We start from the raw sequence: 25,882 nt of genomic DNA, 5'->3' as shown, positions 1-25,882 counted from the left end.
TCCGCAACCTCTGAAGGCCACCTTGATTTTCAAGCCCGTCGCCTCGTCGGCGACGGGCTTGAGAGACTCTAGAGTCCCTCAAGGTGGCCTTCAGCGCACGTTTCAGTCCTTCTTGAAAACGCCCTTGATCTTGTCGGCGACGTCGCCGACAGCGTCCTTGACGTCTTCGACGGCGTCCTTGAGACCGGCCTTGGCCTGGTCGCCCTTGCCCTCGGCCTGGAGCTTCTCGTCACCGGTGACGTTCCCGGTGGCCTCCTTGGCCTTGCCGCCGAGGTCCTCGGCCTTGTTGCTGATCTTGTCGCCCAACGACATCGCGGGTCTCCCTCTGTGCGTCGGCGCGCCGGGTCGCGCGCCGTTCGAGAGTGAAGACACCACCCGGGACACGATCGTCATGGCCTGGGCCGCACCCGGTCGGGTGATCACGGTCACGCCATCGACGCTGGTCACGGCTGTGGGTCCGGTCGGCAGTCCGGGAGACGGGGGACACACGATCGGGTCGTGACGATCCCCGGCGGGCCGGGTCTGTAGTGGTGTGGAGGTGAACCAGCCTCCAGCCGAACAACCGACGCGGACCTCAGGAGAGATCATGACGAACCCGACCGGCAAGGCTCCCGCCACCAACGCGCTCGCGTCCACCGAAGGCTCGACGACGATCGCCGACAACGTGGTGGCGAAGGTCGCCGGTCTCGCGACCCGCGAGGTGTCCGGCGTCCACGCGCTGGGTGGCGGCGCGGCGCGGGCGTTCTCCGCGATCCGCGAGCGCATCCCCGGCGCTTCGGCCAGCGTCGCCCAGGGTGTCTCCGTCGAGGTCGGGGAGAAGCAGGCGGCCGTCGACCTGCAGATCGTGGTCGAGTACGGCGTCTCGATCGCCGACCTGGCGCGTTCCATCCGCAAGAACGTCATCACCGCCGTCGAGCAGACCACCGGCCTCGAGGTCGTCGAGGTGACCATCGCCGTCTCCGACGTGTACATCCCGGGTGACGACGAAGGCGACAACGAGGACGGCACCGACACCGGCCGCGTGCAGTGACCCCCGGCGCCGGGTCCCGCCCACCAGCGAAAAACCAAGGAGCACCCGCGATATGAGTACCAACCTCGTGGGCCTGGCCTATCAGGCCCGTGGCCCGATCCACCGCTTCCTCGCGCAGCGCGGAATCACCCGCGCCGCCCACGGCAAGCTGCTCGGCGGTGTCTGCGCCGGGCTCGCCGGCCGGCTCCCGGTCTCGGCCTGGGTCCTGCGGGCGGTGTTCGGCGTGCTGCTGCTGTTCCCCGTCAGCAGCCTGCTGCTCTACGCCGCGCTGTGGCTGATCCTGCCGCCCGCGGTCAAGGCGAAGGACGGCAACTGGGCGTCCCTCGAGGGCAACTGACCCGGCGGCTCAGGCGCCGGAGGTGACCGTCAGGCAGTCGCGCAACCGGATCATGCCGTCGCGCATCCTGGTCTTGATGGTCGGCAGCGCCACGTCCAGCCGCAGCCCGATCTCGCGGTAGGTCAGGCCCTGGTAGTAGGCCAGTTCGACGGACTGGCGCTGCAACTCGGTCAGCGTCGAGACACAGTGACGCACCCGGCGGCTCTCGGCGGTGGCTTCCACCGCTTCGGCGACCTCGTCGAACGGGCGGTTCAGCACGTTCTCGAACAACGCGGTGCGCTCGCGCGCCGTCGAGGACTGCGCCGAGCGCACCCGGTCCACGGCTCGGCGGTGCGCGAGGGTCAGGATCCAGCTCATCGCCTTGCCCTTGCCCGCGTCGAAGCGGGTGGCCGACTGCCAGACCTGCAGCCACACCTCCTGCGTGACCTCTTCGGCCTGTGCCGAATCCACCAGCACCCGGCGGACCAGGCCGAACACGCGGGCGGCGCCTTGGTCATACAGGGTGGCGAAAGCTCGCTCGTCCCCCCGTGCGACGAGAGCGATCAGCTCTTCCGCACTGGGGGGAAGCCCGGGGACCGGCGTTACCGGCAGACGGTCGTGATTTTCATCGTGTGACGCGTTCACGCAGACACCCTCACTCGACCGGATGGAGTAACCCTAGTCCTGTCCGGTGCCGGTGTTGCTTCTGGTGCGGGCGCGACCGCGGTTCGTCACCGACCGGCCCAGCCGAGCCTCCCGCTCATGGCCCGGCCGTGCCTCTCAGCCGTCGCCGTTGACGGGCAGCCAGAGGGTGAACGTCACCGGCGTCGGCGTGGAAAGGCGGAGACGGCCGCCCTCGGCCTCGGCGAGACTGCGGGCCAGCGCGAGTCCGATCCCGTGCCCGTCGCCGGAACTGTGCCCGCGGGCGAACAGGTCCAGCTCCTGGTCCACCCCGGATCCTTCGTCCGCGACGTCGATGGCGAACGCGGTGCCGCTGTCTCGGGTCGTCACGGTCACCGTCCCCGTCCCGTGGGTGATCGCGTTGTCGAGGAGCACGCTGATGATCTGCCGGACCGCGGCCTCCGCCGCGTGCGGCCGCGCTGTCGACGTCGGCGTGATGCGCAGTGCCCGGCCGCGCGACGCGAGCAGGCCATGCCAGCTCTGGCGGACCTCGTCGAGGAGCTGGCCCGGGTCCAGCGCCGAGCGCGGTTCGCGGCGGTGAGCGGACAGCGCCAGCAGGTCGTCGATGGTCGTCTCCAGCCGGTCGGTCGTGGTGATCGCCGCGCCGACGGCCGCCAGGAGGTCTTGGCCGGGCGGATCGAGCGCGGCCTCGAGCTGCAACCGCAGTCCGGTCAACGGCGTGCGCAGCTGGTGCGACGCGTCCGCGGACAGGGCCCGTTCGCGATCGAGGGTCTCCCCGATCCGCTCCGCGGTCTTGCCCAGGGTCCTGGCCACCTGGTCGATCTCCGGGATGCCGCTGCGCGCGGCGCGGACGGTGAAATCGCCCTCGCCCAGCCGTGCGGCGGCCGCGGAGAGGTCCTCGAGCGGACGGGCCAGGCGCGCGGCGAACCGCCGGGCGACCAGCCAGGTGGCGACCACGGCGGCGCCCGCGAGCCCGGCCATCGCGAGCCAGGTCAGCGCGGCCCGCTGGTAGGCCTCGGTGTGCGGGGTCGCGGCGCGGACGATGCCCAGGAGCGTGCTGCCGTGCACGATCGGCACGGCGACGACGAGTTCGTCCCCATTGTCGCCGTTGGTCACACGGCCGTCGCGGGCCTCGAGCACGACCGTGTCCGCCGTCGCCGGGCCCGTTCCGGTGACGAGCCTGCCGGACGGCGTGTACAGCCCGGCGGTGCCCTCGGCGGCGCCGGGCAGGACGGGGACGCGGGTGACGTCGGTCAGGTCGTCGGCCACCGACAGCGCCGCCGAATCCGCCGCCCGTTCGAGCTCGGCGCGTTCGTCCTGCACGAAATAGTGCGCCACGGCCACGGCGGACGGGATTCCGAAGAGGCTGATGGCCAGAATGCCCGCCACCACGGCCAGGGTCACGATCCGTCTGCGCACGGCGCCGGTCCGCCCGTCAATGCCGCGATTGCGCGAGGAATCACCGAAAGCAGATCCACCTTCCCGACCGTATGCCGCTTTCGGACAACGGCCGGTGCGAGAAAGGTAACCGCAGGGTTAGCGCGGCCGGGAACGTCACTCCGCCGGGGCGCGCTCCGCCAATTCCGTTCGCCGACGCGACTACTCTTCGGTTCATGCCCTCGGTCCTGGTGGTGGAAGACGACGAGACGATCGGCGCGACGCTCGCTTCGAGCCTGCGGATGCACGACTACGAGGTGGCTTGGGCGCGCACCGGCGGGGAGGGCCTCCGGCAGGCGGCCGCGGGCGAGTTCGACCTCGTGCTGCTCGATCTCGGATTGCCGGACCTGGACGGCATCGAGGTGTGCCGCCGGCTCAGGGTCGCCGCGCCCTCGGCGGTCGTGGTCATCCTCAGCGCGCGCACGCAGGAGATGGACGTGGTGATCGGCCTGGAGGTGGGCGCCGACGACTACCTGACCAAACCGGTCCGGCTCCACGAACTGCTGGCCAGGGTCCGGGCGCACCTGCGGCGGGGCAGCGGCGCGGCCGCCACCGGCGCCCCGCTGCGGATCGGCCCGCTGCAGGTGGACTTCCCGGCCCGCCGGGTCACCGTGGCAGACCGGGAGATCCCGTTGCGCACCAAGGAGTTCGACCTGCTGGCCCGGCTCGCCCAGGACGCCGGGCAGGCGGTCAGCCGGGACACCCTGATGACCGACGTCTGGGACGCGCACTGGCACGGCCCGACCAAAACGCTCGACGTCCACATCGTGGCGTTGCGCCGGAAGCTCGCCTCCGCCGACCTGACCGAGGAGCAGCTCCCGCGGATTTCGACGCTGCGAGGATATGGCTACCGCCTGGAGCGACCGGACGAGTAGGTCCGGTTAGGACAGTCCACTGTGCTCGGTCGACTGTGCTTGGTCGACTGTGCTGGGTCGACGCCGGTCGCTGGCCGGTGGGTTTCGGCGGGGCGCGCACGCTCGCGAAGACCCGGGGCAGGGAAAGGCACAGTCCGGACGACACCGGTTCCGGTTCGGCGCCTTTCCCGGCCGAGTCGTCCCTTTCAGTCGCGGAAGCGCGAGGCTTCGCGGCGGCGCCGGTCGACCTCCACCGCGAAGACGTCCGGCCTGCTGTAGTGGCCGGTGGGGTCAAAGTTCTGGCGTTCCCGTGCGACCTGGGCGAGGTCCAGGTCGGCGATGATCAGGCGTTCCTCGTCGGCGACCGGTTCGACTACCCAGCTGCCGTCCGGCGCCGCGATGGCGGAGCCGCCGCGGCAGTACTCGGCCACCCCGGCTTCCTCGAGCGCGTCGCGCAGCGGGAACCCGGCCGGGATGTCGGCCAGTGAGAGCAGGCCGTTGGCCGCGAGCGAGAAGACCCGTCCTTCGAGCGCGATGAAACGCGTGATGTCGGCGGTGTTGCGGGGGTTGCCCGGCCAGACGCTGACGTGGAGTTCCTCGCCCTGCGCGTAGAGGGCGTGGCGGGCCTGCGGCATCCAGTTCTCCCAGCAGTTGAGGCCGCCCACCCTGGTTTCGCCCACCGGGTGCACCCGGAGCCCGTGCCCGTCGCCGATGCCCCAGACCAGCCTTTCCTCGTGGGTCGGCATGAGCTTGCGGTGCGCGCTCACGACGCCGGCCCCGGGATCGATGGCGACCAGCGTGCAGAACACGGTGCCCCTGGCGTTGCCGGTCGCCCGTTCGGTGGTGCCCAGGTAGACGAACACGCCCAGGTCGCGCGCGGCCTCGGTGACGAGGGCGAGCTCGGGCCCGTCCAGTTCGACGGCCGCGTCCAGGTACGCCGCGTACGCCCGTTTCTGCGCGTCGTCGTCGAACCGGGCGCCGCCGGTGTGCTCCAGCCAGGCCGGGTAGCCGGACAGGAAGGTCTCGGGGAAGGCGAGCAGTTCGACCTTCTGCGCGGCGGCCGCCTCGATCCAGGCGGCGGCCTTCCTTGCCGTCGCGGTCGCGTCGAGCCAGTGCGGGCGGGCCTGTGCGGCGGCGACGCGCATGACGAGGTCTCCTTCGGGCGGTGCGGAAAGAGTCTTCCCTTGTGCCTGGGCCGTCCATTGTTCGGTGCGCGCGGCCCGGCGTCCAGTGATCGGCACCGGACGGTCGTGCGGCGGCATTCGCGACGCCATTTTCGCGAGGATGGAATGATTCCGTTCCCCGGCGCTGCCCGAATTGTACTCATTGGTTCCTGATCATGCCGAAAGACCGTGTGTGGCGCGGTGCGGTTGGAGATTTTCCAGCTTCGGCAGAATGTTCCCGGCCTCGGGCTCTCGCGGGCAATCGAGTCGAATTGACATATTTGCCCGTTATGCCGTTGATTCCACTCGTCATCATCACCGAAAGTATCTTGTGCAAACCGAGGCCGATCGGCAATAGTCGCGGGAATGGACCGACGGCGTAAGCCGTGGTCACTTTTACCGGGGATCACCGAATTTCGTATTCGTTCTCAGAGAAAGCAGGACTCGCTCATGCGGGCTTCCTCGCGACCAGTTCGCGCGCTCGTCATCGCCGCGTGCAGCGGCTTGGTACTGTCCGGTGGCACCCACGCGGCGCAGGCCCAGCCCGCCGCCGCGGGGCAGGCCACCCAGGCCGTGATCGTCGTGCTCGGCGATCAGCTCGCCGGCGCCCCACCCACGAAGGCAGATTCAGGCAACCGCCGCAACCAGGCCACGAAGTCGCAGGACGCCGTGCTCGCCAGGATGGGCGGCGCCGCGCCTGCCCACCTCAAGCACTTCGCGCTCGGCAACGCGTTCTCCGCGACTGTCACCGCCGCCCAGGCCGCGGCGCTCGCCATGGACCCGGCGGTGGCCTCGGTGTCGCCCGACAGCAAGGTCACCCTGCCCGCTCCCGTCGCGCCGGCCGCACCCGCCGGGCCGAAGACGCCGACCGGCCCCGGCCAGCCCGGTGGTGGCGCCGGCACCATCTGCCCGGCCGACCCGGCCAAGCCGCTGCTCGAGCCGGAGGCGCTGACCTCGACCCGCGCCGCGAGCACCGACGGCTCCGCGAGTGCCGCCGACCTCGCCACCGGTGCGGGGGTCAAGGTCGCGTTCCTCGCCGACAACATGGACCCGAACTACCCGGACTTCATCCGCCCCGACGGTTCGCACGTGTTCGCCGACTACCAGGACTTCTCCGGTGACGGCCCGAACACCCTCGACTCCGGCGCCGAGGCCTTCGGCGACGCGTCCTCGATCGCGGCGCAGGGCACCGTCGTCCACGACCTGTCGAAGTTCGTCAACGAGAACCACCCGCTGCCCGCGGGCTGCACCATCGTCGTCAAGGGTGTCGCCCCCGGCGCGAGCCTGGTCGGGCTGAACGTCTTCGGCGCCACCGCCACGGACTCCGCGATCCTGCAGGCGATCGACTACGCGGTCACCACCGACCACGTCGACGTCATCAACGAGTCGCTGGGCCTCAACCAGTACCCGGACGCCAGCTCGCGCGCCGCGTTCCAGACCTTCAACGACGCGGCCGTCGCGGCCGGCGTCACCGTCACCACCTCTTCGGGTGACGCGGGCATCACCTCCCCCATCGGCAGCCCGGCCACCGACCCGCTGGTGATCTCGACCGGCGCCACCACGAACAACCGGCTCTACGCCCAGACCACCTACGCCGCGTTCCCGTTCTCGAACGGCAAGTGGGTCAACGACAACATCTCCGCGCTGTCGTCCTCGGGCATCACGCAGAACGGCCGCACGATCGACCTGGTCGCGCCGGGGGAGGGCAACTGGGCGGACTGCTCGCCCGCCTACGCCGAGTGCCGCAACTTCCACACCGCCCCGCAGCCGGCGGACCTGGAGTCCTTCGGTGGCACGAGTGAGTCGGCCCCGCTGACCGCCGGTGTCGCCGCGCTGGTCATCCAGGCCTATCGGGGCACGCACAAGGGCGCTTCGCCCGCGCCCGCGCTGGTCAAGCAGCTGATCACCGGCACGGCCAAGGATCTCGGGCTGCCCGCCGACGAGCAGGGCTCCGGCCTGCTCGACGCGCGTGCCGCCGTGGAAGCCGCGCTGACCGCTCCCGGTGGCTCCGGCGCGCCGGCCGGTCTCGCGTCGAATATCTCGCTCTCGGCCGACCAGGTCACCCTCGAAGGCGCGCCGGGCAGCACCCAGTCCGCCAAGGTGAACGTGACCAACGTCGGCAGCAAGCCGCTGACCGTTTCGGCCGGGACCAGGGCGTTCGCGCCGCTGTCCGCGCAGACGCAGAAGACGGCGTTCGACTCGGCGAGCCTGCCGACGTTCCCCTACTACAACGGCAGCAAGTGGGCGTACAAGAAGGTCACCTTCTCGGTACCCGCCGGTGCCGAGCGCCTGTTCGCCAGGATGGCGTGGCAGGGCAGCCCGAAGACGGTCAACGGCGCTTCGGTCACGCCCGTCGTGCGGCTGACGCTGCTCGCGCCGGACGGCACCTTCATCGCCAACAGCCGCCCGCAGGGTGGTCCCGCGACGGCGAACTACGCCAACGTCGACGTCCGCAAGCCTGCCGCCGGAACCTGGACCGCGGTGCTGTACTCGGTCTCCGGTCCCGCCGGGTACACCGGTGACATCCAGCTCGGCACCGACACCCAGCGCGCCGTGCCCTACGGCCAGGTCGGCCCGCAGGTGCTGAACCTGGCGCCCGGCCAGAGCAAGCCGGTCACCGTGTCGCTGCAGACGCCGTCCAGTGGCGGCGACGCCGACTACTCGGTGACCTTCGGCAGCTCCGACGGCCACCAGACGTCGATGTCCGCGATCGTCCGCAGCCTGATCCCGACCGGCTCCGGCCCCGGGGCCTTCGGCGGCACGATCACCGGCGGCAACGCCCGCGCGCAGTCCCCGGCGCAGACGTTCAGCTACGAGTTCGACGTGCCCAAGGCCAAGAACGACCTCGACGTCGCGGTGAACCTGCCCGACGCGGGCGACCTGGTCGACGGCGTGCTGATCGACCCCAACGGCGAACTGGCCGACGTGAACAGCAACGCCTCGTTCAGCCCGCCGGACAAACTGGTGCGGGGCAAGGGACTGCAGCTGTTCGACGCCAAGCCGCTGCCCGGCCGCTGGCACCTGGTCGTCGTCGTGCAGAACCCGGTGACCGGTAAGGACCTGTCCAGGGCGTTCACCGGCACGGTCGCTTTCGACCAGCTCAAGGTCGGCGCTACCGGCCTGCCGAACTCCGCGTCGGCGAAGCTGCCCGCGGGCAAGCCGGTCACGGTTCCGGTCACGGTGACCAACACCGGGGTCGAGCCGATCGCGGTCGGCGTCGACGCGCGCACCAACGCGACCCAGACGCTGCAGCCGGTTCCGCTGCAGGGTCAGACCACGGTGGACCTTCCGGAGCAGGGCAGCCTCGCCCCGGTCTACCTGATTCCGCCCGACACCGGCAAGTTCAGCATCGCGACCTCGTCCACGGTCCCCGCGCAGGCCGAGTTGCAAGGCTCGGCGGCGGGCATCGAGGTCTTCGGTGACCTGAAGAAGGCCCAGTCCGGCGACACCGTTTCGGTCGCCACCATCGGCGAGAAGAAGGGGTATGTCAGCAAGGGCGTCTGGTTCGGCGCGGTGCAGGAGCTCGGCCCGTTCGGCCCGGCAGGCGCCCCGGCGGGCTCGGCGAGCTACACGTCCTCGATGCAGACGGCCGGGTTCGACCACGCGGTGACCTCGTCGACCGGCGACCCGTTCGCCGCCGCCGTCGACCCGTCCGACACCGGCGGCACGCCGACGGTGATCCAGCCGGGCCAGACCGCCACCATCCAGGTGACGATCACCCCGTCCGGTGCCAGGAACAGCGTCGCGACCGGCCACCTGAACCTGGTCACGATCCCGAACCTGCCGACCGGCGCCACCGGCCTGCCCGCGCTGGGCACCGGGGCCGTCATCGCGCAGCTGCCGTACAGCTACCGGATCGGGTAGCTCCCCGGTCACGAAACGCGGGTCAGGGCCGCCAGCCCAGGCCCGCGTTTTCGTGCGCCGGTGATCTTGGTCGGTGTCTCCGGTCAACCCGCCGCGGGTCCCGCGCGTCCTTCCCGGTGGAAGGCTAAGCGCGACACGACAGGGGTTTTCATGCCACAGCGGGACAGGCGCTTCGGGGACGGGTTGCCGCGGCGGGGGGTACTGCTCGGTGGGCTGGGCGCGCTGCTCGCCGGGTGCACACCGAACGCCGCACCAGAAGCCGTACGGCTGTCCGGTACGCCGTCCCCGCTGCCGGGGGTGGCGGCCGCGGAGGCGGCCCTGGCCTCGGTCGAAGCCGGTTTCGGCGGGCGGCTCGGGGTGTTCGGGCTGGACACCGGCAGCGGCGCCACGGTGCGGTACCGCGCCGACGAGCGGTTCCTCCTGTGCTCCACGCACAAGGCGATAGCGGTGGCCGCGGTCCTGCGGCTACGCGACCGGCAACCCGGGCTGATGGACCGGCTGATCCGCTACGACCGGTCGCAGCTCCTGTCGTACGCGCCGGTCACCACCCAGCACGTCGACGAAGGCATGACCGTTTCGGCGCTGTGCGAGGCGGCGCTCACCGTGAGTGACAACACCGCCTCGAATCTGCTGGTCGAGCTCGTGGGCGGCCCGCCCGCCGCGACGGCGTTCGTCCGGACGTTGGGGGACCAGGTCAGCCGCTTCGACCGGCTGGAGCCCGAGCTGAACGTGGGCGCCCCCGGCGACGAGCGGGACACTTCGACGCCCGCCCAGCTGGCCGCCGACCTTCGCGCGCTGGTGCTGGGTGACGCGCTGGACAAGGCAGGCCGCGACTTGCTCACCGGCTGGCTCAAGGCCAACACCACCGGGGGCAAGCAGATCCGCGCCGGGCTGCCCGCGGGCTGGCTGGTCGGCGACAAGACCGGTTCCGGCTCGCAAGGCGAGGTGAACGACATCGCGGTGGTCTGGCCGCCCGGCCGTGCCCCGCTGGTCATCAGCGTGTACACCGCGCCGGCCGATCCGAAGTCCACCGCCGGGCAGGCGACCGTGGCGAAAGCCGCCATGACCGTCGCGAAGGCACTAGTGCCGACCGAGTGACCCCTCGGGCGTCGAGCAGCCGTTCTGGCCGGATGCAGGAACCGCTGTTTCCCGGGACCCCTCCCCGCTGGTTGTGTCAGATTCCCGATCATGAAACCTCTGCAGCTGATCCTTGCCGCGGCGCTGGTCGCCGGAGCCGGTGCCATGGCCACCTCGACGACGGCCGCCGCGGCGCCGCGGACGCCTGCTTGCGGGCACCCGGCGGACATCCTGGCCCTGTCGAACTGGAAGGAAACCCTGCCCACCGGCTCCACGGGGCATCCGACCGAGATCAAGCAGCCGGAGCTGAAGCAGTACTCGGTCGACCCGTGGTTCACGCCGAACGCGACCTGCGACGCGGTGCAGTTCCGGGCCGCGGTCAACGGCGTGACGACCAGCGGCAGCGGGAACCCGCGCTCGGAGCTGCGCGAGATGACCGGTGGCGGTTCGGACGAGGCGAGCTGGTCGACCACCTCGGGCACCAGCACGATGGTGATCGACGAGGCGGTCACCCACCTGCCCGCCGAAAGGCCGTACGTCGTCGCCGGGCAGATCCACGACGCGGACGACGACGTGACGGTCTTCCGGCTGGAGGGCAGCAAGCTCTACGTCACCAAGGGCGACACCACCCACTACCAGCTCGCGACCGACAGCTACCAGCTCGGCACCCGGTTCCAGGCCAAGTTCGTGGCCAGCGGCGGCCAGATCAAGGCTTACTACAACGACAAGCTGGTGACCACCCTCTCGGTGAAGTCCTCCGGCGACTACTTCAAGGCGGGCGCGTACACCCAGGCGAACTGCGGCAACTCCTCGCCGTGCGCCGCGAGCAACTACGGCGAGGTCGCGATCTACGGGCTGACCGTCACCCACCAGAAGTAGCGGCCCGGCGGAAAGCCCTCTCCTGAAAGGGTTTCGGGACCCCTCCCGGCCGAAGTCCCTAGCGTCGCACCGGAAGGATCTTCACGATCGAGGAGAGTGCGATGCTGGTCTTCAGGAGAATTCTCGGATCCGCGGCAGCGGTGGCCGCGCTGGCCGTGCCGTGCACAGCGGTGCCGGTGGGCGCGGCCCCCGCGCTCGCCGCCGGTGCGCACGCGGGCACCGCCCCCGCGTGTACCCGTCACGTCGCCGGCCAGGCGTCGATGGACGCGGCGAAACCCGGCGACGTCGTGTGCCTCGACACGGCGGTGAAGGCGAAGCGCCTGAAAATCACCAAGGGCGGCACGCCCGGCAAGCCGCTGACCTATTCCGGTGCCGGGCAGCAGGTCGGCGGGATCGACATCGACGCCGACAACGTCATCGTGGACGGCTACACCCTGGACAAGCCGTCCGCCCCGGGGATCGAGATCCACGGGAACAACGTGACGGTGCGGAACAACACCGTCACCTCGCCCCACGGCGGCGACGGCGACGGGCTGCGCTTCTTCGGCGACAACATCACCATCGCGCACAACACGATCAGCAAGACCGACAACAGCACCGGCGCGCACGCCGACTGCATGCAGACCTTCGCCACCGATGACCAGGCCGTGGCGAGCAGGCACCTGCTGGTGGACGGCAACCGGTGCGAGCAGGTCGACAACATGTGCCTGATCGGCGAGGGCCCGAACTCCGAGGCGGGCGACGGCAGCGGCGTGGGCGTGTCCGAGGACTGGACCTTCAGCAACAACTACTGCCAGACCAAGGAAGCGTCGCAGACGTTGATGATCGACGACGTCCAGCATCTCACCGTCACCGGCAACACCTGGGTGGCGGGCCCGGACCACGCCATCGGCCTGCAGAACCACTCGACCGACGCGCACGTGAAGGACAACAAGCTCGACCCGTCCATCAAGTGCGAGGTCGGTATCGACAAGTCGTCGAAGAAGGGTTACGAGGGACCGGCCCCGCGCTGTGACCCGTAGGCAGTCCGCGAATTGGAGGGCAACCCGGCTACGGGTTGCCCTCTTTCGCACCACGGTGCCGACGCGGTAAAAGGATCAAGTACACTTTTCCTGCCGGTACACAAGGGCATTACTGCCCTTTATTCAGCGGCCCGATTTTTCCGGACGTTCTACTCATAACAGTTTCCTGATCAACGCGGGTCACCCGTAAGCGCGGAACTGGACACGGATGGCCGACACCACAATCACGCGGACGTGCGTAGGTTCACCCGCATGTTGCGCACCCATTCCGCGTTCGCCGTTCTGCTGTTGTCCGCGCTGGTCGTTCCGGTGCTTCCGGCGTTTCCGGCCGCCGCCGACGCGGCCGGGCCCGGTGCGGTGTGCGACCACCAGCCCGTCGTCCACCCCACGGCGCCCGCGGGCGCCGTGGTCGTCGATCCGGCCGTGGACAGCGATCTGGGCACCAAGACGCGATTGTCCCCGCCCGGCAGCACGTTCTGGCTCGCGCCCGGTACACACACCCTGGGCACGGACGCTTTCGGGCAGGTGATCCCCAAGGACGGGGACGTCTATCTCGGCGCGCCAGGCGCGGTGCTGGACGGGCGGGGAGTCAACCAGGCCGCCTTCACCCAGCTGGCCAAGGACGTCGTGATCGACGGCCTCACCATTCAGAATTTCGTGGCACCACAGGATCAGGGTGTGGTCAACCACGACTCCGGAGAGCACTGGATCGTCGAGAACAGCACGGTCCAGTACAACCGGGGAGCCGCGCTGATGGCGGGCGTGCGCCAAGAGGTCCGGCACAACTGCCTGCGCGACAACGGGCAGTACGGCATGAACGCCTACCGCTCCGGCAACGGGATCACCGGACTGATCGTCGAGGGCAACGAGGTCTCTGGCAACAACGTCGACGACTGGGAGACGAGGAGCCCGGGGTGCGGCTGCAGTGGCGGGATCAAGTTCTGGTCGGTGAACGGCGCCGACATCCGGGGCAACTGGGTCCACCACAACCACGGGGCCGGGTTGTGGGCGGACACCAACGACAACGACTTCCTGATCGAAAACAATCTCATCGAGGACAACGACGCCGAGGCGATCTTCTACGAAATCAGCTACAACCTCGTCGTGCGTGACAACGTCATTCGCCGCAACACCCTGGTGTCGGGCCGTGCCCGTGCCGCACGCGGCGACAATTTCCCCGCCGCGACCATCTATCTCAGCGAAGCGGGCGGGGAACCGCGTGTCCCGGCGCGCACCACCCTTATCGACATCTACGACAACGTCTTCGAGGACAACTGGTCCGGCGTCACCCTGTGGGAGAACGCCGACCGTTTCTGCAACAGCCCCGCGAACACCTCCACGGCCAGCTGCACACGGCTCGTCGCCGACCCGGCGTCGTGCGCGGCGCCCGGCATCACGACCGCACCGCTCTACGACGACTGCCGCTGGAAGACACAGCGGGTCGAGGTCCACGACAACACCTTCGCCTTCGATCCCGCCCACCTCGGCTGCACGACCGGTCTCTGCGGCCGGATGGCGGTGCTCTCGAACTACGGCACCTACCCGGCCTGGTCCCCGTACAAGGGCACGGCCGTCCAGGAGGCGATCACCCACGACCAGGGCAACTACTGGTTCAGCAACACCTATCGCGGGCCGTGGACGTTCGTCGCGGGCGACACCTCCCGCACGCTCACCCCTGAGCAGTGGCAAGCCGTTCCCTACTACCAGGACGACTGCGCGTCCTTCGACGGCGTGACCCCGCGGTGCTGATGCCCCGGTGCTGAGGCGGCCCGCTCCGCGATCGCCTGTGCTTGCCGGTAGTGCTCGGCGGCCTGGCCCGGCCGTCCGAGCGCGGCCGCCAGATCGCCCAGATGACGGGCGACGGGCCCGAGGGTGAGCAGGCCGCTTCCGGCTCCGGCGAGCTCGCCCGCCGCGGGGAGCAAGGCGGCGTAGAGGCGTTCCATCGCCGGGCCGTCGCCCGCCTCGATCGCCGCGATGGCGTGCAAACAGCCGCGGGCCTCGAAAAGCAGGTCGCGCGGCGAGTCCGGGACGGTGAGTGCCGGGTCGCGTTTTCCTTCGGCGAGCAGCACCAGCGGGCGGGCCCAGGGTGCGTAGGGGCCCCAGTCGTCGTTCGCCCCCGGCCGGTCGCCGAGGCAGAGCAGGGCGAGCGGGAGGATGCCGTCCTCCACCCCGGGCATTCCGGTGCCCGTCAGCCGGGCGGCGGCCGCACGGTAGGCGGCGCGCGCCTCGTCCGTCCGTCCGGTCGCGGCCAGCCGGAGCGCGGCGTACCAGCTGGTGAACACGCCGACGAGGGGGAGTTCGTAGCGCTCGGCGAGCCGGTCGGCCGCGGCGGCGTGCCGGTCGGCGGCGGCGAGATCGGCTAGTGCGGCGCGGGCCTGGACGAGGATCAGGTGCCCGAGCACCTCGAAGGTCACCAGGCCGCCGTGGCGGGTCGCCAGGTCGAGCAGCTCTTCGCCGATCGCGGCTCGCTGCGGGGCGAGTCCGGCCCGGTGAAAGGTCTGCAGGAAGCGGCCGTTGAGCGCGAATGCCAGCAGCAGGGGGTCACCGAGGCTGCGGGCGATCGTCTCGGCTTCCCCTGCCGCGCGGCTTCCCCGCGCACTGTCGTCGGCTCGCCGTTCCATCGCGATGGTGATCAAGAGCCGGGCGCGGTCGGCCTGGTGGTCGGCGGGCAGGGCGGCCAGCGTCCGTTCGGCCGCCGCCACCAGCCGGGCGGACAGGGCCTCATCGTCGTTCGCCGTCCAGATCGCGGGTACCTCGAAGGAGCCGATCACCCCGGCGGTCAGCACCGGATCGTGCAGCGACTCGGCCACGGTGACCGCCTCCGCGCGGTGGTGCCGGGCCTGTGCCAGGTTGCCGCTCACCGCCAGCGCCCGGATCAGGCCCGTCACCGCGGTCAGCCGGGCCCGCGCGTCGCCGTTCCCCGCGCGGTCCAGCGCCGCGATCGTCTCCCGCCACCGGCGGGCCGCCTCGTGCGGCGCGAACCGGCGTTCCGCCCGTTCGGCGGCTGCCTGCGCGTAGTGGGCGGCGCGAGCCGCGGTCGCCTGGCTTTCCGCGCGCAGGTAGTGGTGGGCGATCGTCTCCACGTCGCCGGGCCGAAGCCCTTCGACGATCTCGGCAGCCGCGGCGTGCCACCGGGCCCGGCGGGCGCGCGGGACGTCGTCGAGCAGCGTTTCGTGCACCAGCGCGTGGGCGAACCGCAGGCCGCCGGTGTCCGGCTCGACGAGGAAACCCGCGAGGAGGGCGGCTTCGATCGAGTCCAGCACCTCGCCCTCGTCCCCGGCGAGCGGGATCAGCACGTCGAGGTCCACCTCGGGCCCGAGAATCGCGGCCTGGCGCAGGTGGGTCCGCGTCGTCGCGGTGAGCCCGGCCAGTCGATGGCGCAGGACGTCGCGGACTCCCGCGGGCACGGAGTGCAGGGCAGCGTCGCCTTCGGTCTCCCAGAGCCGGGTGAGCTCGCGGACGAAGAACGGATTGCCCGCGCTGCGGGCGTGGATCACGCGGGCGTCGTCAGCGGCCATTTCGCGGTGTGTGACGGCCTTGACCAGCTGGAGCACCTGCGGCTGGGCCAGCCCGCCGAGGTAGATCCGGGCCGGTTCGGCGCGGGCGGCGCGGCCGAGCGTCTCGGCGAGCCCGGCGGTGATCTCGGTCGACCGGTAGGTGCCGACGAGCAGTACCGGCCCGGCGCCGGGATCGGTGGCCAGCGCGGTCAGCAGGGCGAGGGTCTCCTCGTCCGCCCAGTGCAGGTCGTCGAAGACGAGCAGGACCGGACCCGTGGCGGACACTTTCGCCAGGTGGGCGCCGATCGCCCGATGCCGGTGGAACCGCGCCGAGACGGGGTCGTCGCCGACCGGGACCGCGGGCAGACTCGCCCGCATCTGGGTCCACGGCCAGGCTTCGGGCGCACCCCGTAGCTCGGGGCTGGTGCCCAAGGCGGTGGTCCAGCCGGTGGCCGCGAGCTGCCGGGACAGGGCCGTGGCCAGCGCCGTCTTGCCCGCGCCCGCGGCTCCCGACAGCAGCGCGAGCCGCGGACGGCGTTCCGCCACGGCGGCCTCGGCGGCTTCGTGCAGCTCTGCCAGTTCGTCGCCCCGGCCGACGAACGGATGCTCGACCGGCCGGGTGACCGGCGGCCGCCGGGCCGGGGGAGTGGTGAGGTGCGGGGCCTGGGTGAGGACGTCCGACTCCAGCTGCCGCAGCAGCTGCCCGGGATCCACCCCGAGTTCGGCGCGCAGGACCTCGCGGGCCCGGCGGAGGGTGGCCAGCGCGTCGCCCTGCCGCCCGGCCCGGTAGAGCGCCAGCGTCAGCAGCCGCCAGCCGTCCTCGCGCAGGGGATGGGCCGCGACCCGCGCCTCCAGCTCCGGCACCAGCTCGGCCGCCCGGCCCAGTGCCAGCGCCGCTTCGGCGCGACGTCCCACGGCGAGCAGGCGTATCTCGTCGAGCCGGGCGGCCTCGCCCCGCGCCCAGGCCAGCTCGGCGAACTCCGCGTACGCGGGTCCTCGCCAGAGCTCCAGCGCGTCGTCCAGCAGGCGGTGGGCTTCCGCGGCCTCGCCGTCCGCCAGCAGCCGGGCCGAGCGGGCGACCGCGGCCTCGAAACGCCACGCGTCCACCCTTTCGGGGTCGGCCCGTAGTGCGTAGCCGGGTGGCGACGTGACCAGGAGCCGGGCCGGTGTGCGCGGCGGGCGATCCGGCTCGAGGGCCTTCCGCAGCGCGCCGACGAAGGTCTGGACCGCACCGAGCGCGCCGCCGGGCGCCTCCGCCCACAGATCGTCGATCAGCAGGTCGACCGGCACGACCCGGCCTTTCGCGATCAGCAGCCGGGCGAGGACCGCGCGGTGCCGCGGGCCCTTGAGGTCGATCGGCCCGCGCTCGCTGTCGGCCTCCACCGGGCCCAGCACCCGAAAACTCACCACCGGCACGGCCACCCCGCCAACCTATCCGGCGCGACTTCCGGCCGCCCGGCTGAGCCGGTGCTGATCGAGTGCTGATCGGCGGCCCCGACAGTGGCGGTGCACGATCGAACCGCTTCGACAGGAGAACCGAGATGGCACCGGAGATCACCGGATTCACCCGGCGGCGCGTCACCGTCGCCGACGGCGTGGCGCTCACCGTCGCGACAGGCGGCTCGGGCAGCCCCGTCGTGCTGCTGCACGGCTTCCCCCAGACCCACCTGATGTGGCGCCACGTCGCCGCCGACCTGGCCGCCGATCACACGGTGATCTGCCCTGACCTGCGTGGTTACGGCGGCAGCGACAAGCCAGCCGACGTCGACGGGCAGACGTACTCGAAACGGACCATGGCCGCCGACGTCGTCGCGCTCGCCCGCGAACTCGGGCACGACCGCTTCGCGCTGGCCGGGCACGACCGGGGCGCGCTGGTCGCCATCCGCGCCGGGCTGGACCACCCGGACGTGGTCACCCACCTGGCCTCGCTGGACGTCCTGCCGACCCTGGACATGTGGGACGTGCTGCACGGGACGTCCGCGGCCGTCGGTTTCCACCTCTATCTGATGGCCCAGCCGCCCGGCCTCCCCGAGCAGCTGATCAGCGGCGCGGCGGACGCCTTCTTCGGGCACTTCCTCGACAGCTGGACCACCGACCCGGACGCGCTCCCGGCGGACGTCCGCGCCGAGTACCTGAAGGCGTCCCGCGAAGCGATCCCCTCGATCGTCGCGGACTACCGGGCCTCCGCCGCGATCGACGTCGAGCACGACGAGGCCGACCGGCGGGCGGGCAACCTGCTGCGGATGCCGGTGTCCGTACTGCAGCAGGACTGGGGCGCCGCGCTCGGCTTCGACGCCGCCGCCCGGTGGCGGGCCTGGGCGCCGCGGCTGACGCACCGCACCGTGTCCTGCGGGCACTTCATGGCCGAGGAGGCGCCAGCCGAGGTCGTCAAGACCCTGCGTGACCTGCTCGCCGGGTAGTCACCAGCCGAGCGCGGTGGTCACCGCCTTTCCGACGACGGGGGACAGGGTGGTCATGAAGCTCGCGGTGACGTGGTTGTCGTCCATGTAGACCAGCACGTTGCCGACGACCGGGCGGCACCAGGTGCGCCCGCAGAAGTAGTCGCTGAAGTCGAGGAACGAGACGTTGTCCGGGACGCCGGCGGCGGCCTCGTAGGGCGGGGTCGACGCCAGGAGCCGGTCACGTTTGACGCCGCACTGCTCGGCCTTGATGCCGTGGGCGTCGATGCAGGCCGGCGGGGAGAAGCCGAGGCGCGGGTTGTCCCGCACCGCGAGCACCGGGATCCCGGCGCGGTCGAGGTTCTTCCACTGTTCGACGAACCCCGCCGGGGTCTGCTCGGTGAGGCCGGGCCGCACGTCCCGGCTCGCGATGGTGAACACCGCGTCGGGGCGCATCGCGACGATCTCGCGTTCCGCGGCGGCGTTCCAGTCCGTGCAGCCCTTGTCCCCCGGCATGGCGTCCGAGGTGGTGGAGAACGGGCAGGCGCCCTTGAGCATGAACGTGAGCTGGTAGTTGTTCTTGTCCGCCAACGGTTTCAACGCCGCGAGGTACTGCTGGATATGCGAGTCGCCGATCACGACGAGGCGCTTGGCCGGGGTGCCGGCGGTGGCGGTCGTGCACATCTCCAGCGTCACGTCGTAGGCGGACTTCACACAGGGCGCTTCCGGGATCCTGGCCCAGTCGTCGGGGACCGCGATCATCGGCGGCACCGGTTTGGCATCGCTTGGCTTCTGTTGCGCGAGCCCAGTGGTACGGACCAGTGCCCCCGGGTGGTCGGCGTCGTCGAGGGCGATGCTGAAATCGGCCATCTTCTGGCTGACCACCTGCCAGGTGCCGGTGACGATCAGCAGCGGCACCAGCGCCAGCACCGCGAACCGGTACGCGCCCCAGGGTTTCCCGACCCCGATGGCCGAGAGCCGGATCGGGTTCTCCACCAGGTGGTAGGTCAGCGCCGACAGGACCACGGAGACCCCGATGACCACCAGGCCGCCGAGCAGCCCGACCTACTTGATCGCCCGCGGGCGATCAAGTAGAACAGCAGCACCGGCCAGTGCCACAGGTAGAGGGAGTAGCTGAGGTTCCCGGCGTAGGTGAACGGGCGCGAGCTGAGGATCCGGTCGGCGCCGGCGCGACTGCCGGTGGCGCCCGCGAGGATCACGAACGCCGCGGAGAGGGTGGGCCACAGCGCGGCGAAGCCGGGGAACACGCTGCCGACGTCGAGCACCATCCCGCAGGTGACGAGCCCGGCGACGCCGACCCAGCCCGCCACCACCCGGAGCAGGCGCGGGAGCGTCACCGCGTCGATGGCCAGTGCCAGCAGGCCGCCGAGCGCGAACTCCCACACCCTGGTCAGCGAGTGGAAGTACGCGAGCGGCTGGTCGGCCGCGGTGAGGCGCACCGAGTAGGCGAGCGACGCGGCGAACAGCACCACCAGGGTGACCGCCAGCGTTTTCCGCAGCGATTTCCCGGTGCGGGCGGCCAGCAGGCCGACGACGGCCACCAGGAGCGGCCAGACGAGGTAGAACTGGCCCTGGATCGAGAGTGACCAGTAGTGCTGGACCACGCTGGCCGTGTTGTGCCTGGCGAAGTAGTCGACCGAGTCCGCCGCCAGCTGCCAGTTCTCGACGTAGAGCGCGGAGGCGAAGACCTCCTTGATGGTCTGGAACCAGCGGTCCTGCGGCAGCAGCAGGATGCTCATGCCGACGACCGCGAGCAGGACCGTAACCGCGGCGGGGAACAGCCGTTTGATCATCCGGCCCCACAGCGGCCGGAACTCGATGCGGCCCCGGCCGGCGGCGCGGAAGAGCTGCCCGGTGATCAGGAAGCCCGAGATGAGGAAGAAGACGTCGACGCCGCCGGAGATCCGCCCGAGCCAGACGTGGTAGATCACGACGAGCACCGCCGCCAGCGCCCGCAGGCCCTGCAGTTCCGGCCGGTACCGGCGGGTGACCCTGGTGCTGCTTTCCTGCTCGGTGACGTCGCTGGGCAGGGCTTGGGTCATCTTCGTCCCTCGGCTGTTCGGGCTGATGCGGTCGCTCGGGGGATTCGATCACGCGTTCCTGTGAAAACGGGGCGCTTTCCTGTGGAGAAGCTGTGCACGCGGAAACGAAACTCCTCCCCGACGATAAGCCGTGACTGCGCGCGACGCCGTTTGAGTGCTTTCCGGCCACGACGACCGGGCGGGCCCGTCCCCGCCGGAATCCGGATAGTTCTTTGACCGCAACCGAAAGCCGCGACCATGTCGGCCTGCCCGCGTATTCAGTCCTGTTAGGACGGACACGGGCAGTAGTAGAAATGGCTTAAGATCAACTTATTCGACCCGCTCGAAGATCGCGGCGAGGCCCTGCCCGCCCCCGATGCACATCGTTTCGAGGCCGTAGCGGCTCCCGCGGCGGCGCATTTCCCGCACCATCGTGGTGAGGATCCGCACGCCCGTCGCGCCGACCGGGTGACCGAGCGAGATGCCCGAGCCGTTGACGTTGAGCCGCTCGAAGTCACCCTCGCCGAACCCCCATTCCCGGGTGCACGCGAGCACCTGGGCGGCGAACGCCTCGTTGAGCTCGACGAGGTCCATCTCGGCGAGCGACAGGCCGGCCCTGGCGAGCGCCTTCGCGGTCGCGGGCACCGGGCCGATGCCCATGGTGCGCGGCGGCACCCCGGCGACGGCCCAGGAGACGAGCCGGGCCAGCGGCTCCAGCCCGAGCTCGTCGGCCTTTTCGCGGCTCATCACCAGGCAGACCGCGGCGCCGTCGTTCTGGCCGCTCGCGTTGCCCGCGGTCACGGTCGAGCCGGGGTCCTGCTTCAGCAGCACGGGACGCAACGCGGCCAGTGATTCGGGGGTCGTGCCGGCACGCGGGTGCTCGTCACGGGTGACGACGGTGCCGGGTTTGCCGCGTTTTCCGGGAACGGTGATCGGCACGATCTCCTCGGCGAAACGGCCGTTCTCGATCGCCGCGAGGGCCCGCTGGTGCGAGCGCAGCGCCAGCAGGTCCTGCTCCGCGCGCGGGATCTCGTACTCGCGGCGCAGGTTTTCCGCGGTTTCGAGCATGCCGCCGGGCACCGGGTGGTTCCGCCCGCCCGCGGTGACCCGGCCCCTGGCGAGCCGGTCGTGCAGCTCGGCGCCGGGCCCGCGGATGCCCCAGCGCAGCGCGTCGGAGTAGAACTCGGCCTGGCTCATGCTCTCCGCCCCGCCCGCGAGCACGATGTCGGCGACGCCGGTCTGCACGCGCATGGCCGCGTCGAGCACCGCCTGCAGGCCGGAGCCGCAGCGCCGGTCGAGCTGCAGGCCGGGGACCTCCACGGGCAGTCCGGCGTCGAGTGCCGCGACCCGTCCGATCGCCGGCGCCTCACCGTTGGGGTAGCACTGGCCGAACACGACGTCGTCGATCGTCCCCGGCGCCACCGCGGTGCGCGTCAGCACCTCCCTGATCACCGCCGCCGCGAGCTCGGCCACGGGCACCTCGGTGAAGACCCCGCCGTACCGGCCGACCGCGGTCCGCACCGGTTCCACGATCACCACTTCGTTCGTCATCCGGACTGTCATCGCCCTGCCACCTCCGAGAGTTGTGGTCCTGATTCTGAACCGGGTGAATTCGGTGACCTGATGGGGTGAACCCGGGGCCGGTGCGGCGACTCGCTCCGAAGACGGGGGAAACGAGGGAGACGAGATGGGCAGGCACCACACGCCGGACGGGGACGAGCAGGCCGTGCAGGACGCGATGACGATACTCGGCGCGCACGGGGTGTCGCGTGACGCGGCGCGGGTGGCCTTGGACCAGCTGGCTCGTGAGCGCGGGGTATCGGCGCGGCAGAGTGCCGTGTTGCTGGTGGATCTGGTGGGCGCCGCCCGGGGGTGACGGCGGCGTTCACTCGATGGGGTGCCGGATCCGGTCGCGGCGGCCTGCCTGGGCCGGTGGGCGCGGCCGGGCGTGCGAACATCGCCGGTGCCAGCGTCGGCACGGGCAGGTAGTGCCCGCCGTATCCGCCTTGCGAGAGTGCTCATCGACGAGCCCCGCGGTACGGACCCCGTGAAAACAGCAGGGAGAGTTTCAGTGATCACCGTCTTGAAGGCCGGAAACGGTTTGCGCACCGTGCGGTTCGCGTTGCCCTTGAAGGACTTCGCCGCCCCGGTCAGCGTCGTCGGCGACTTCAACCAGTGGCGTCCCGGCGCCCACCCGTTGCTGCCGCGCACCAACGGCACCATCTCGGCGCTGGTCAAGATCCCCGAAGGCCGGAAGGTGTCCTTCCGCTACCTCGGCGAGGACGGCTGGTTCGACGACGCCGAGGTCGCCGACCGCGAAGGGGCCAACTGCGTCATCGCCGTTCCCTGATTCAGCCGGTCGTGGTGGACTCCGCCGCGGATCCCTGCGTGACCGTGTCCCAGCACCGGGACGGCAACACGGCGTATGCCACGGCCAGCAACACCTGCACGCACGCTGTGCGGGTACGCATGATCTGGGCTTTCGCGGCGGACGGGGGCTGCACGAGCCTGCCCAAGGGCTACGCCTACACGGAGTCCCGCGGCGCGGCGGCGCTCCCGCCCCGCCCGAAGGTGTCCGAGATGCGGAACTGCTGACAGCAAGGCTTCAAGAAACCCGTGCCCCTGAAGGCCACCATCACGGCGTCAGGCGCCGTGAGGTCCGTTGCCGACGAGACGACGGGCACTGGGGGACACAGTGGCCTTCAGGGGCAGCTGGATCACCGGGATGACCTCGGGGAGACCGCCTGAGCGGTCTCCCCGAGACAGCGGGACCGGGTGGGTGGCCCTACCGGGCGTACTGGTCCAGGCCACTCGCCCGAGTCCCGGCTTGTGGCACCCGGCCGGCTGTTATCCGGTGTGCCGTAAGGCCTTCGGAGCCGTTGCCGGTGCGGAGTGGTCGGGTGTGCTCTACACCACGACCGGGTGGCCGATTGGCCAGGGTTGCCCTGATCGGGCCGGAGCGGGTGGTGTAAAAAATCGGGGTGATCGCGTTCCCAGGCCGGCGCTGGGGAATCGCGGTCGTGCGGTGGGGCCGGGCGCCTGTTTTCTCTCTGTAGAGGTGGCTCAGTGCACCCCGCTCCCAGCGGTGATCGATTCCTGCCCGCCGTTCCGGCTCTCAGGCTGCCGGGTCCCGACGAGCTCCTCTGCTCGGTCGCCCGCGGCGATCAGGCCGCCTTCGAAGCCCTCTACGACCTCGGTGCCGCGCGGGTGTTCGGCCTGATCCGCCGGGTACTGGTGGACGCCGCGCAGTCCGAAGAGGTCGCGCAGGAGGTCTGGTTGCAGGTCTGGCAGCACGCCGCCCGTTTCGACCTGGCCAGGGGCTCGGCGATGACCTGGGTGTCGACGCTGGCGCACCGGCGTGCGGTGGACCGGGTGCGCTCCGCGCAGGTCGCCACGGCGCGCGAGCACCACGCGTCCTTCGAAAGTGCCCGTGACCGTCCGTCCGGCCACGTGGCGGACTCGGCGGTGTCTGTGTCGACGTCTGTGTCCATGTCCATGTCGGAGCAGCGTCAGGTGCGTGCGTGCCTGGACAGGCTGACGGAGTCACAGCGCCGGTCGGTGGTCATGGCGTACTACGAGGGCAACACCTACCAGCAGGTCGGTGAGCTGCTGGGCGTTCCGGTCAGCACGGTCAAGACCAGGATGCGCGACGGGATGATCCGGCTCCGGGACTGCCTGAAGGCGTCCGAGGACGCCTGAACCCCGAAGGCAACGGCCCGTCGCCGACGAGGCAACGGGCCGGTGGGAAACGCACTGGCTCAGGCGTTGTCGGCGCTCGTGTTGACGTCGCCGTTGACACCCTTGGGGAAGAAGCCGCCGGAGGTGGCCGCCTTGTTGGTCAGGTAGACGACGTTGAGCACCTGGCCGGGGCTGCGGCTGTAGGCGATGCCGTTGGCGTCGGTCGGGACGATGTTCGCCCGGCCCTGCTTGTCGATCACGCCCTGGTCGAGGTCGGTGGAGCCGTCGAGGCTGTCGCGCGCGTTGGACAGCTTGACGGTGGCTTCCTTGAGATCGCGGCCCAGCAGGCCGGTCCCGAGCAGGCCGGTCTCCCGCGAGTAGAGCGCGCCGCGGATGTTCGCGGCGTGGTAGGCCTCCACCGCGAGGATGCCCGCGGCCGCCTCGAGATAGGCCTTGTTGTCGATCAGCGGGGCGGCGCCCTTGTACGCGGTCACGCCGACGTCCTCGAACAGGAAGGCCGCGAGCAGGAAGTTCTCCTCGCAGGCGAAGGCGTCGAACGTGTGCCCCGGACGGACGAGTCCCGCGGCCTGCGCCGCCGCGGTGAAGCTGTGCTGCAGGTCGATGGCGGGCTGGCTGACCGCCGACGCGCCCAGCGCGGAGCGCAGGAAGGCGACGTGGTCACGTTCGTCCTGGGCGATTTCCTGGGCGACCTGCTTGGTCATCCTGGTGGTGAACCGCACCGCGCGACCGCCGGTGACCGATCCCCTGGCGCCGGTGCCGGTGGTCATCGACTCGGGCAGACCCTTGCCGGTGACGGCGTAGGAGTAGAACTGCGCCTCGAGATACTCCAGGTTCAATGCGAAGTTGAGCACCGCGCCGTCGGTCACCGCGGCGGGCGCCGCCTGGGTGGCCGCCGTGCGGGCGGCCGCCGCCGCGGCCGGGGAACCACCGATGGACGCCAGCGCTCCCGCGCCGACCACACCGAGCCCGCTCAGGCCCGCCGCGCGCAGGAACCGCCGCCGATCCGATTCGTTCTCCGCACTGCGAGTGATCATGGACGCCACATACCTCTTGCCGAACACGCGATCTCCCTCCGGCCCGCGCGACGGAAACGTCGACAACGGGCGTATCCCGAGGGCGGGCCCCAGACCCGGGCCACCACCGGGGTGATCATCGTTGACCGGGGCATTCGGTACCGGAGATCACCCGGATTGGTGAAATTTTTCCAGACTTTCCGTGACGGCGGGTCACGGGTCGGCCGGGGTGGACGAGCCCGGCGATCATCGGGAGGAGGACAAGGTCGGGGAGCTATCATCGGCACGCGGCCAAGCAGCTGACCTTGTCCGCCGAAACCACGGGAGCTCATGAGAACCGCGGTGAAACTGGGGCTGTTCGCGGGCGCGCTGGCGATCGTGTTCGGGGCTGCCTGGGCGCTGGGCTCACTCGCCGGGCCCGGCGGCACGTCACCACGGGACACGCCGAGCCACGAAGCGCCGATGCCGGGAATGACGATGGACGACCACCGCTGACTGCCGCTTTTACCGGGAAAAGGAAAGAACGAGGATTCCGGGAAGTGCTGCTTTTCGTTGGCCGGTATCGGTTCGCGCCAGAGCGGTGACTTCACCGCTCGCACGGTGTCGGCCGTTCCGTGGCCCGCCGGGGATGTCCAGGGTGTTGCCGACGAAGCCGGTCGTTGTCCCACCTTCAATGGGACACCGAGGTTTTCCAGCTGCGGCCAAGGCGGACGCGAAAGCAACGCCTTGTTTACCTTGTGTCGGAAACGCTATTCCGGCGGTGTTCGAGGCCGCCTTGCCGACGTCACCCGGGTTGGCCCCGTTGTCCCGGGTCGGTGACACTGGCGTGATGACGGTCGCCGAGGGGTTCCCCGTCGTGGAGCCGCTCCGGCGGGGCCCGCTGCTGAACACCGCGGCGCTGGCCGCGTTCGGCGGTGCCGCGATCGCCGTGGTCACGCTGCCCACGTT

21 protein-coding genes and 1 pseudogene are annotated in these 25,882 nt (G+C 70.7%); 14 read left to right on the top strand and 8 right to left on the bottom strand.

The annotated features are described in order from the left end of the window. Nucleotides 1-102 precede the first annotated feature (102 nt). The gene (locus QMK34_RS39330) at nucleotides 103-312 is read right to left on the bottom strand and encodes a CsbD family protein (RefSeq protein WP_326419889.1); all 210 of its coding nucleotides are present in this window, start codon (nucleotides 310-312) and stop codon (nucleotides 103-105) included. 274 nt (nucleotides 313-586) lie between these two features. On the opposite strand from QMK34_RS39330, the gene QMK34_RS39325 reads away from it, so the two are divergent. Beyond that, complete coding sequence (locus QMK34_RS39325; protein ID WP_326419888.1) at nucleotides 587-1,030, top strand: Asp23/Gls24 family envelope stress response protein; 444 nt, start codon at nucleotides 587-589, stop codon at nucleotides 1,028-1,030. Between the two features lie 52 nt (nucleotides 1,031-1,082). After that, a complete protein-coding gene (locus tag QMK34_RS39320) occupies nucleotides 1,083-1,367 on the top strand; it encodes a PspC domain-containing protein (protein WP_326419887.1) in 285 nt (94 codons plus the stop codon). A 9-nt stretch (nucleotides 1,368-1,376) separates the two neighbouring features. Here the strand turns inward: QMK34_RS39320 and sigK (QMK34_RS39315) are convergent, their stop codons facing one another. Beyond that, nucleotides 1,377-1,991 carry an ECF RNA polymerase sigma factor SigK gene (gene sigK, locus QMK34_RS39315; RefSeq protein WP_442785318.1) on the bottom strand — a complete coding sequence of 205 codons (615 nt, stop codon included), beginning with the start codon at nucleotides 1,989-1,991 and terminating at the stop codon, nucleotides 1,377-1,379. 135 nt (nucleotides 1,992-2,126) lie between these two features. Beyond that, nucleotides 2,127-3,407, bottom strand: coding sequence for a sensor histidine kinase (locus QMK34_RS39310; RefSeq protein ID WP_326419886.1), 1,281 nt, complete (start codon nucleotides 3,405-3,407; stop codon nucleotides 2,127-2,129). 194 nt (nucleotides 3,408-3,601) lie between these two features. On the opposite strand from QMK34_RS39310, the gene QMK34_RS39305 reads away from it, so the two are divergent. After that, complete coding sequence (locus QMK34_RS39305) at nucleotides 3,602-4,300, top strand: response regulator transcription factor (protein ID WP_326419885.1); 699 nt, start codon at nucleotides 3,602-3,604, stop codon at nucleotides 4,298-4,300. A 185-nt stretch (nucleotides 4,301-4,485) separates the two neighbouring features. Here QMK34_RS39305 and QMK34_RS39300 read toward each other — a convergent pair whose 3' ends face one another. Continuing rightward, complete coding sequence (locus QMK34_RS39300; RefSeq protein ID WP_326419884.1) at nucleotides 4,486-5,553, bottom strand: carbon-nitrogen hydrolase family protein; 1,068 nt, start codon at nucleotides 5,551-5,553, stop codon at nucleotides 4,486-4,488. Between the two features lie 339 nt (nucleotides 5,554-5,892). On the opposite strand from QMK34_RS39300, the gene QMK34_RS39295 reads away from it, so the two are divergent. From QMK34_RS39295 to QMK34_RS39275, 5 genes are all read left to right on the top strand, one after another. Continuing rightward, a complete protein-coding gene (locus QMK34_RS39295) occupies nucleotides 5,893-9,306 on the top strand; it encodes a S8 family serine peptidase (RefSeq protein WP_326419883.1) in 3,414 nt (1,137 codons plus the stop codon). A 150-nt stretch (nucleotides 9,307-9,456) separates the two neighbouring features. Further along, the gene (gene bla / locus QMK34_RS39290) at nucleotides 9,457-10,404 is read left to right on the top strand and encodes a class A beta-lactamase (RefSeq protein ID WP_326419882.1); all 948 of its coding nucleotides are present in this window, start codon (nucleotides 9,457-9,459) and stop codon (nucleotides 10,402-10,404) included. A gap of 90 nt (nucleotides 10,405-10,494) precedes the next feature. Next, nucleotides 10,495-11,262, top strand: a complete 768-nt coding sequence (locus tag QMK34_RS39285; RefSeq protein WP_326419881.1) for a polysaccharide lyase family 7 protein — start codon at nucleotides 10,495-10,497, stop codon at nucleotides 11,260-11,262. Nucleotides 11,263-11,363: 101 nt separating this feature from the next. After that, a complete protein-coding gene (locus tag QMK34_RS39280; protein WP_326419880.1) occupies nucleotides 11,364-12,284 on the top strand; it encodes a right-handed parallel beta-helix repeat-containing protein in 921 nt (306 codons plus the stop codon). 252 nt (nucleotides 12,285-12,536) lie between these two features. Then, nucleotides 12,537-14,033: a right-handed parallel beta-helix repeat-containing protein gene (locus QMK34_RS39275; protein ID WP_326419879.1), complete on the top strand. Its 1,497-nt coding sequence runs from the start codon at nucleotides 12,537-12,539 to the stop codon at nucleotides 14,031-14,033. Here QMK34_RS39275 and QMK34_RS39270 read toward each other — a convergent pair. Further along, nucleotides 13,985-17,203: a BTAD domain-containing putative transcriptional regulator gene (locus QMK34_RS39270; protein WP_326419878.1), complete on the bottom strand. Its 3,219-nt coding sequence runs from the start codon at nucleotides 17,201-17,203 to the stop codon at nucleotides 13,985-13,987. The two genes, QMK34_RS39275 and QMK34_RS39270, sit on opposite strands and share 49 nt — an antisense overlap. 119 nt (nucleotides 17,204-17,322) lie before the next feature. On the opposite strand from QMK34_RS39270, the gene QMK34_RS39265 reads away from it, so the two are divergent. Continuing rightward, on the top strand, nucleotides 17,323-18,201 hold the full coding sequence (locus QMK34_RS39265; protein WP_326419877.1) for an alpha/beta fold hydrolase: 879 nt from the start codon (nucleotides 17,323-17,325) through the stop codon (nucleotides 18,199-18,201). On the opposite strand, the pseudogene QMK34_RS39260 reads toward QMK34_RS39265, so the two are convergent. Together QMK34_RS39260 and QMK34_RS39255 are read right to left on the bottom strand one after the other, a co-directional pair. Then, nucleotides 18,202-20,243 (bottom strand): annotated as a pseudogene (locus tag QMK34_RS39260) (acyltransferase family protein). A 309-nt stretch (nucleotides 20,244-20,552) separates the two neighbouring features. Beyond that, the gene (locus QMK34_RS39255) at nucleotides 20,553-21,773 is read right to left on the bottom strand and encodes an acetyl-CoA C-acetyltransferase (protein ID WP_326419876.1); all 1,221 of its coding nucleotides are present in this window, start codon (nucleotides 21,771-21,773) and stop codon (nucleotides 20,553-20,555) included. Between the two features lie 136 nt (nucleotides 21,774-21,909). Here QMK34_RS39255 and QMK34_RS39250 point away from each other — a divergent pair, with 136 nt between their 5' ends. The 4 genes from QMK34_RS39250 to sigK (QMK34_RS39235) all read left to right on the top strand — a co-directional run bounded on the left by QMK34_RS39250 (nucleotide 21,910) and on the right by sigK (QMK34_RS39235) (nucleotide 23,921). Next, a complete protein-coding gene (locus QMK34_RS39250; protein ID WP_326419875.1) occupies nucleotides 21,910-22,098 on the top strand; it encodes a hypothetical protein in 189 nt (62 codons plus the stop codon). Nucleotides 22,099-22,293: 195 nt separating this feature from the next. Beyond that, the gene (locus QMK34_RS39245) at nucleotides 22,294-22,572 is read left to right on the top strand and encodes an isoamylase (RefSeq protein WP_326419874.1); all 279 of its coding nucleotides are present in this window, start codon (nucleotides 22,294-22,296) and stop codon (nucleotides 22,570-22,572) included. A 38-nt stretch (nucleotides 22,573-22,610) separates the two neighbouring features. Further along, on the top strand, nucleotides 22,611-22,817 hold the full coding sequence (locus tag QMK34_RS39240; RefSeq protein WP_326419873.1) for a hypothetical protein: 207 nt from the start codon (nucleotides 22,611-22,613) through the stop codon (nucleotides 22,815-22,817). Between the two features lie 471 nt (nucleotides 22,818-23,288). Next, nucleotides 23,289-23,921, top strand: coding sequence for an ECF RNA polymerase sigma factor SigK (gene sigK / locus QMK34_RS39235; RefSeq protein ID WP_326419872.1), 633 nt, complete (start codon nucleotides 23,289-23,291; stop codon nucleotides 23,919-23,921). A 59-nt stretch (nucleotides 23,922-23,980) separates the two neighbouring features. Here the strand turns inward: sigK (QMK34_RS39235) and QMK34_RS39230 are convergent, their stop codons facing one another. Further along, a complete protein-coding gene (locus QMK34_RS39230; protein ID WP_326419871.1) occupies nucleotides 23,981-24,982 on the bottom strand; it encodes a ferritin-like domain-containing protein in 1,002 nt (333 codons plus the stop codon). A 282-nt stretch (nucleotides 24,983-25,264) separates the two neighbouring features. Between QMK34_RS39230 and QMK34_RS39225 the strand changes: the two genes are divergently transcribed. Next, on the top strand, nucleotides 25,265-25,429 hold the full coding sequence (locus QMK34_RS39225; RefSeq protein ID WP_326419870.1) for a hypothetical protein: 165 nt from the start codon (nucleotides 25,265-25,267) through the stop codon (nucleotides 25,427-25,429). Nucleotides 25,430-25,882: the final 453 nt, after the last annotated feature.

Origin of the sequence: Amycolatopsis sp. H20-H5, from assembly GCF_035828755.1 — a bacterium.
Lineage (GTDB): Bacteria > Actinomycetota > Actinomycetes > Mycobacteriales > Pseudonocardiaceae > Amycolatopsis.
This window is presented reverse-complemented; position numbering and strand designations above follow the sequence as displayed.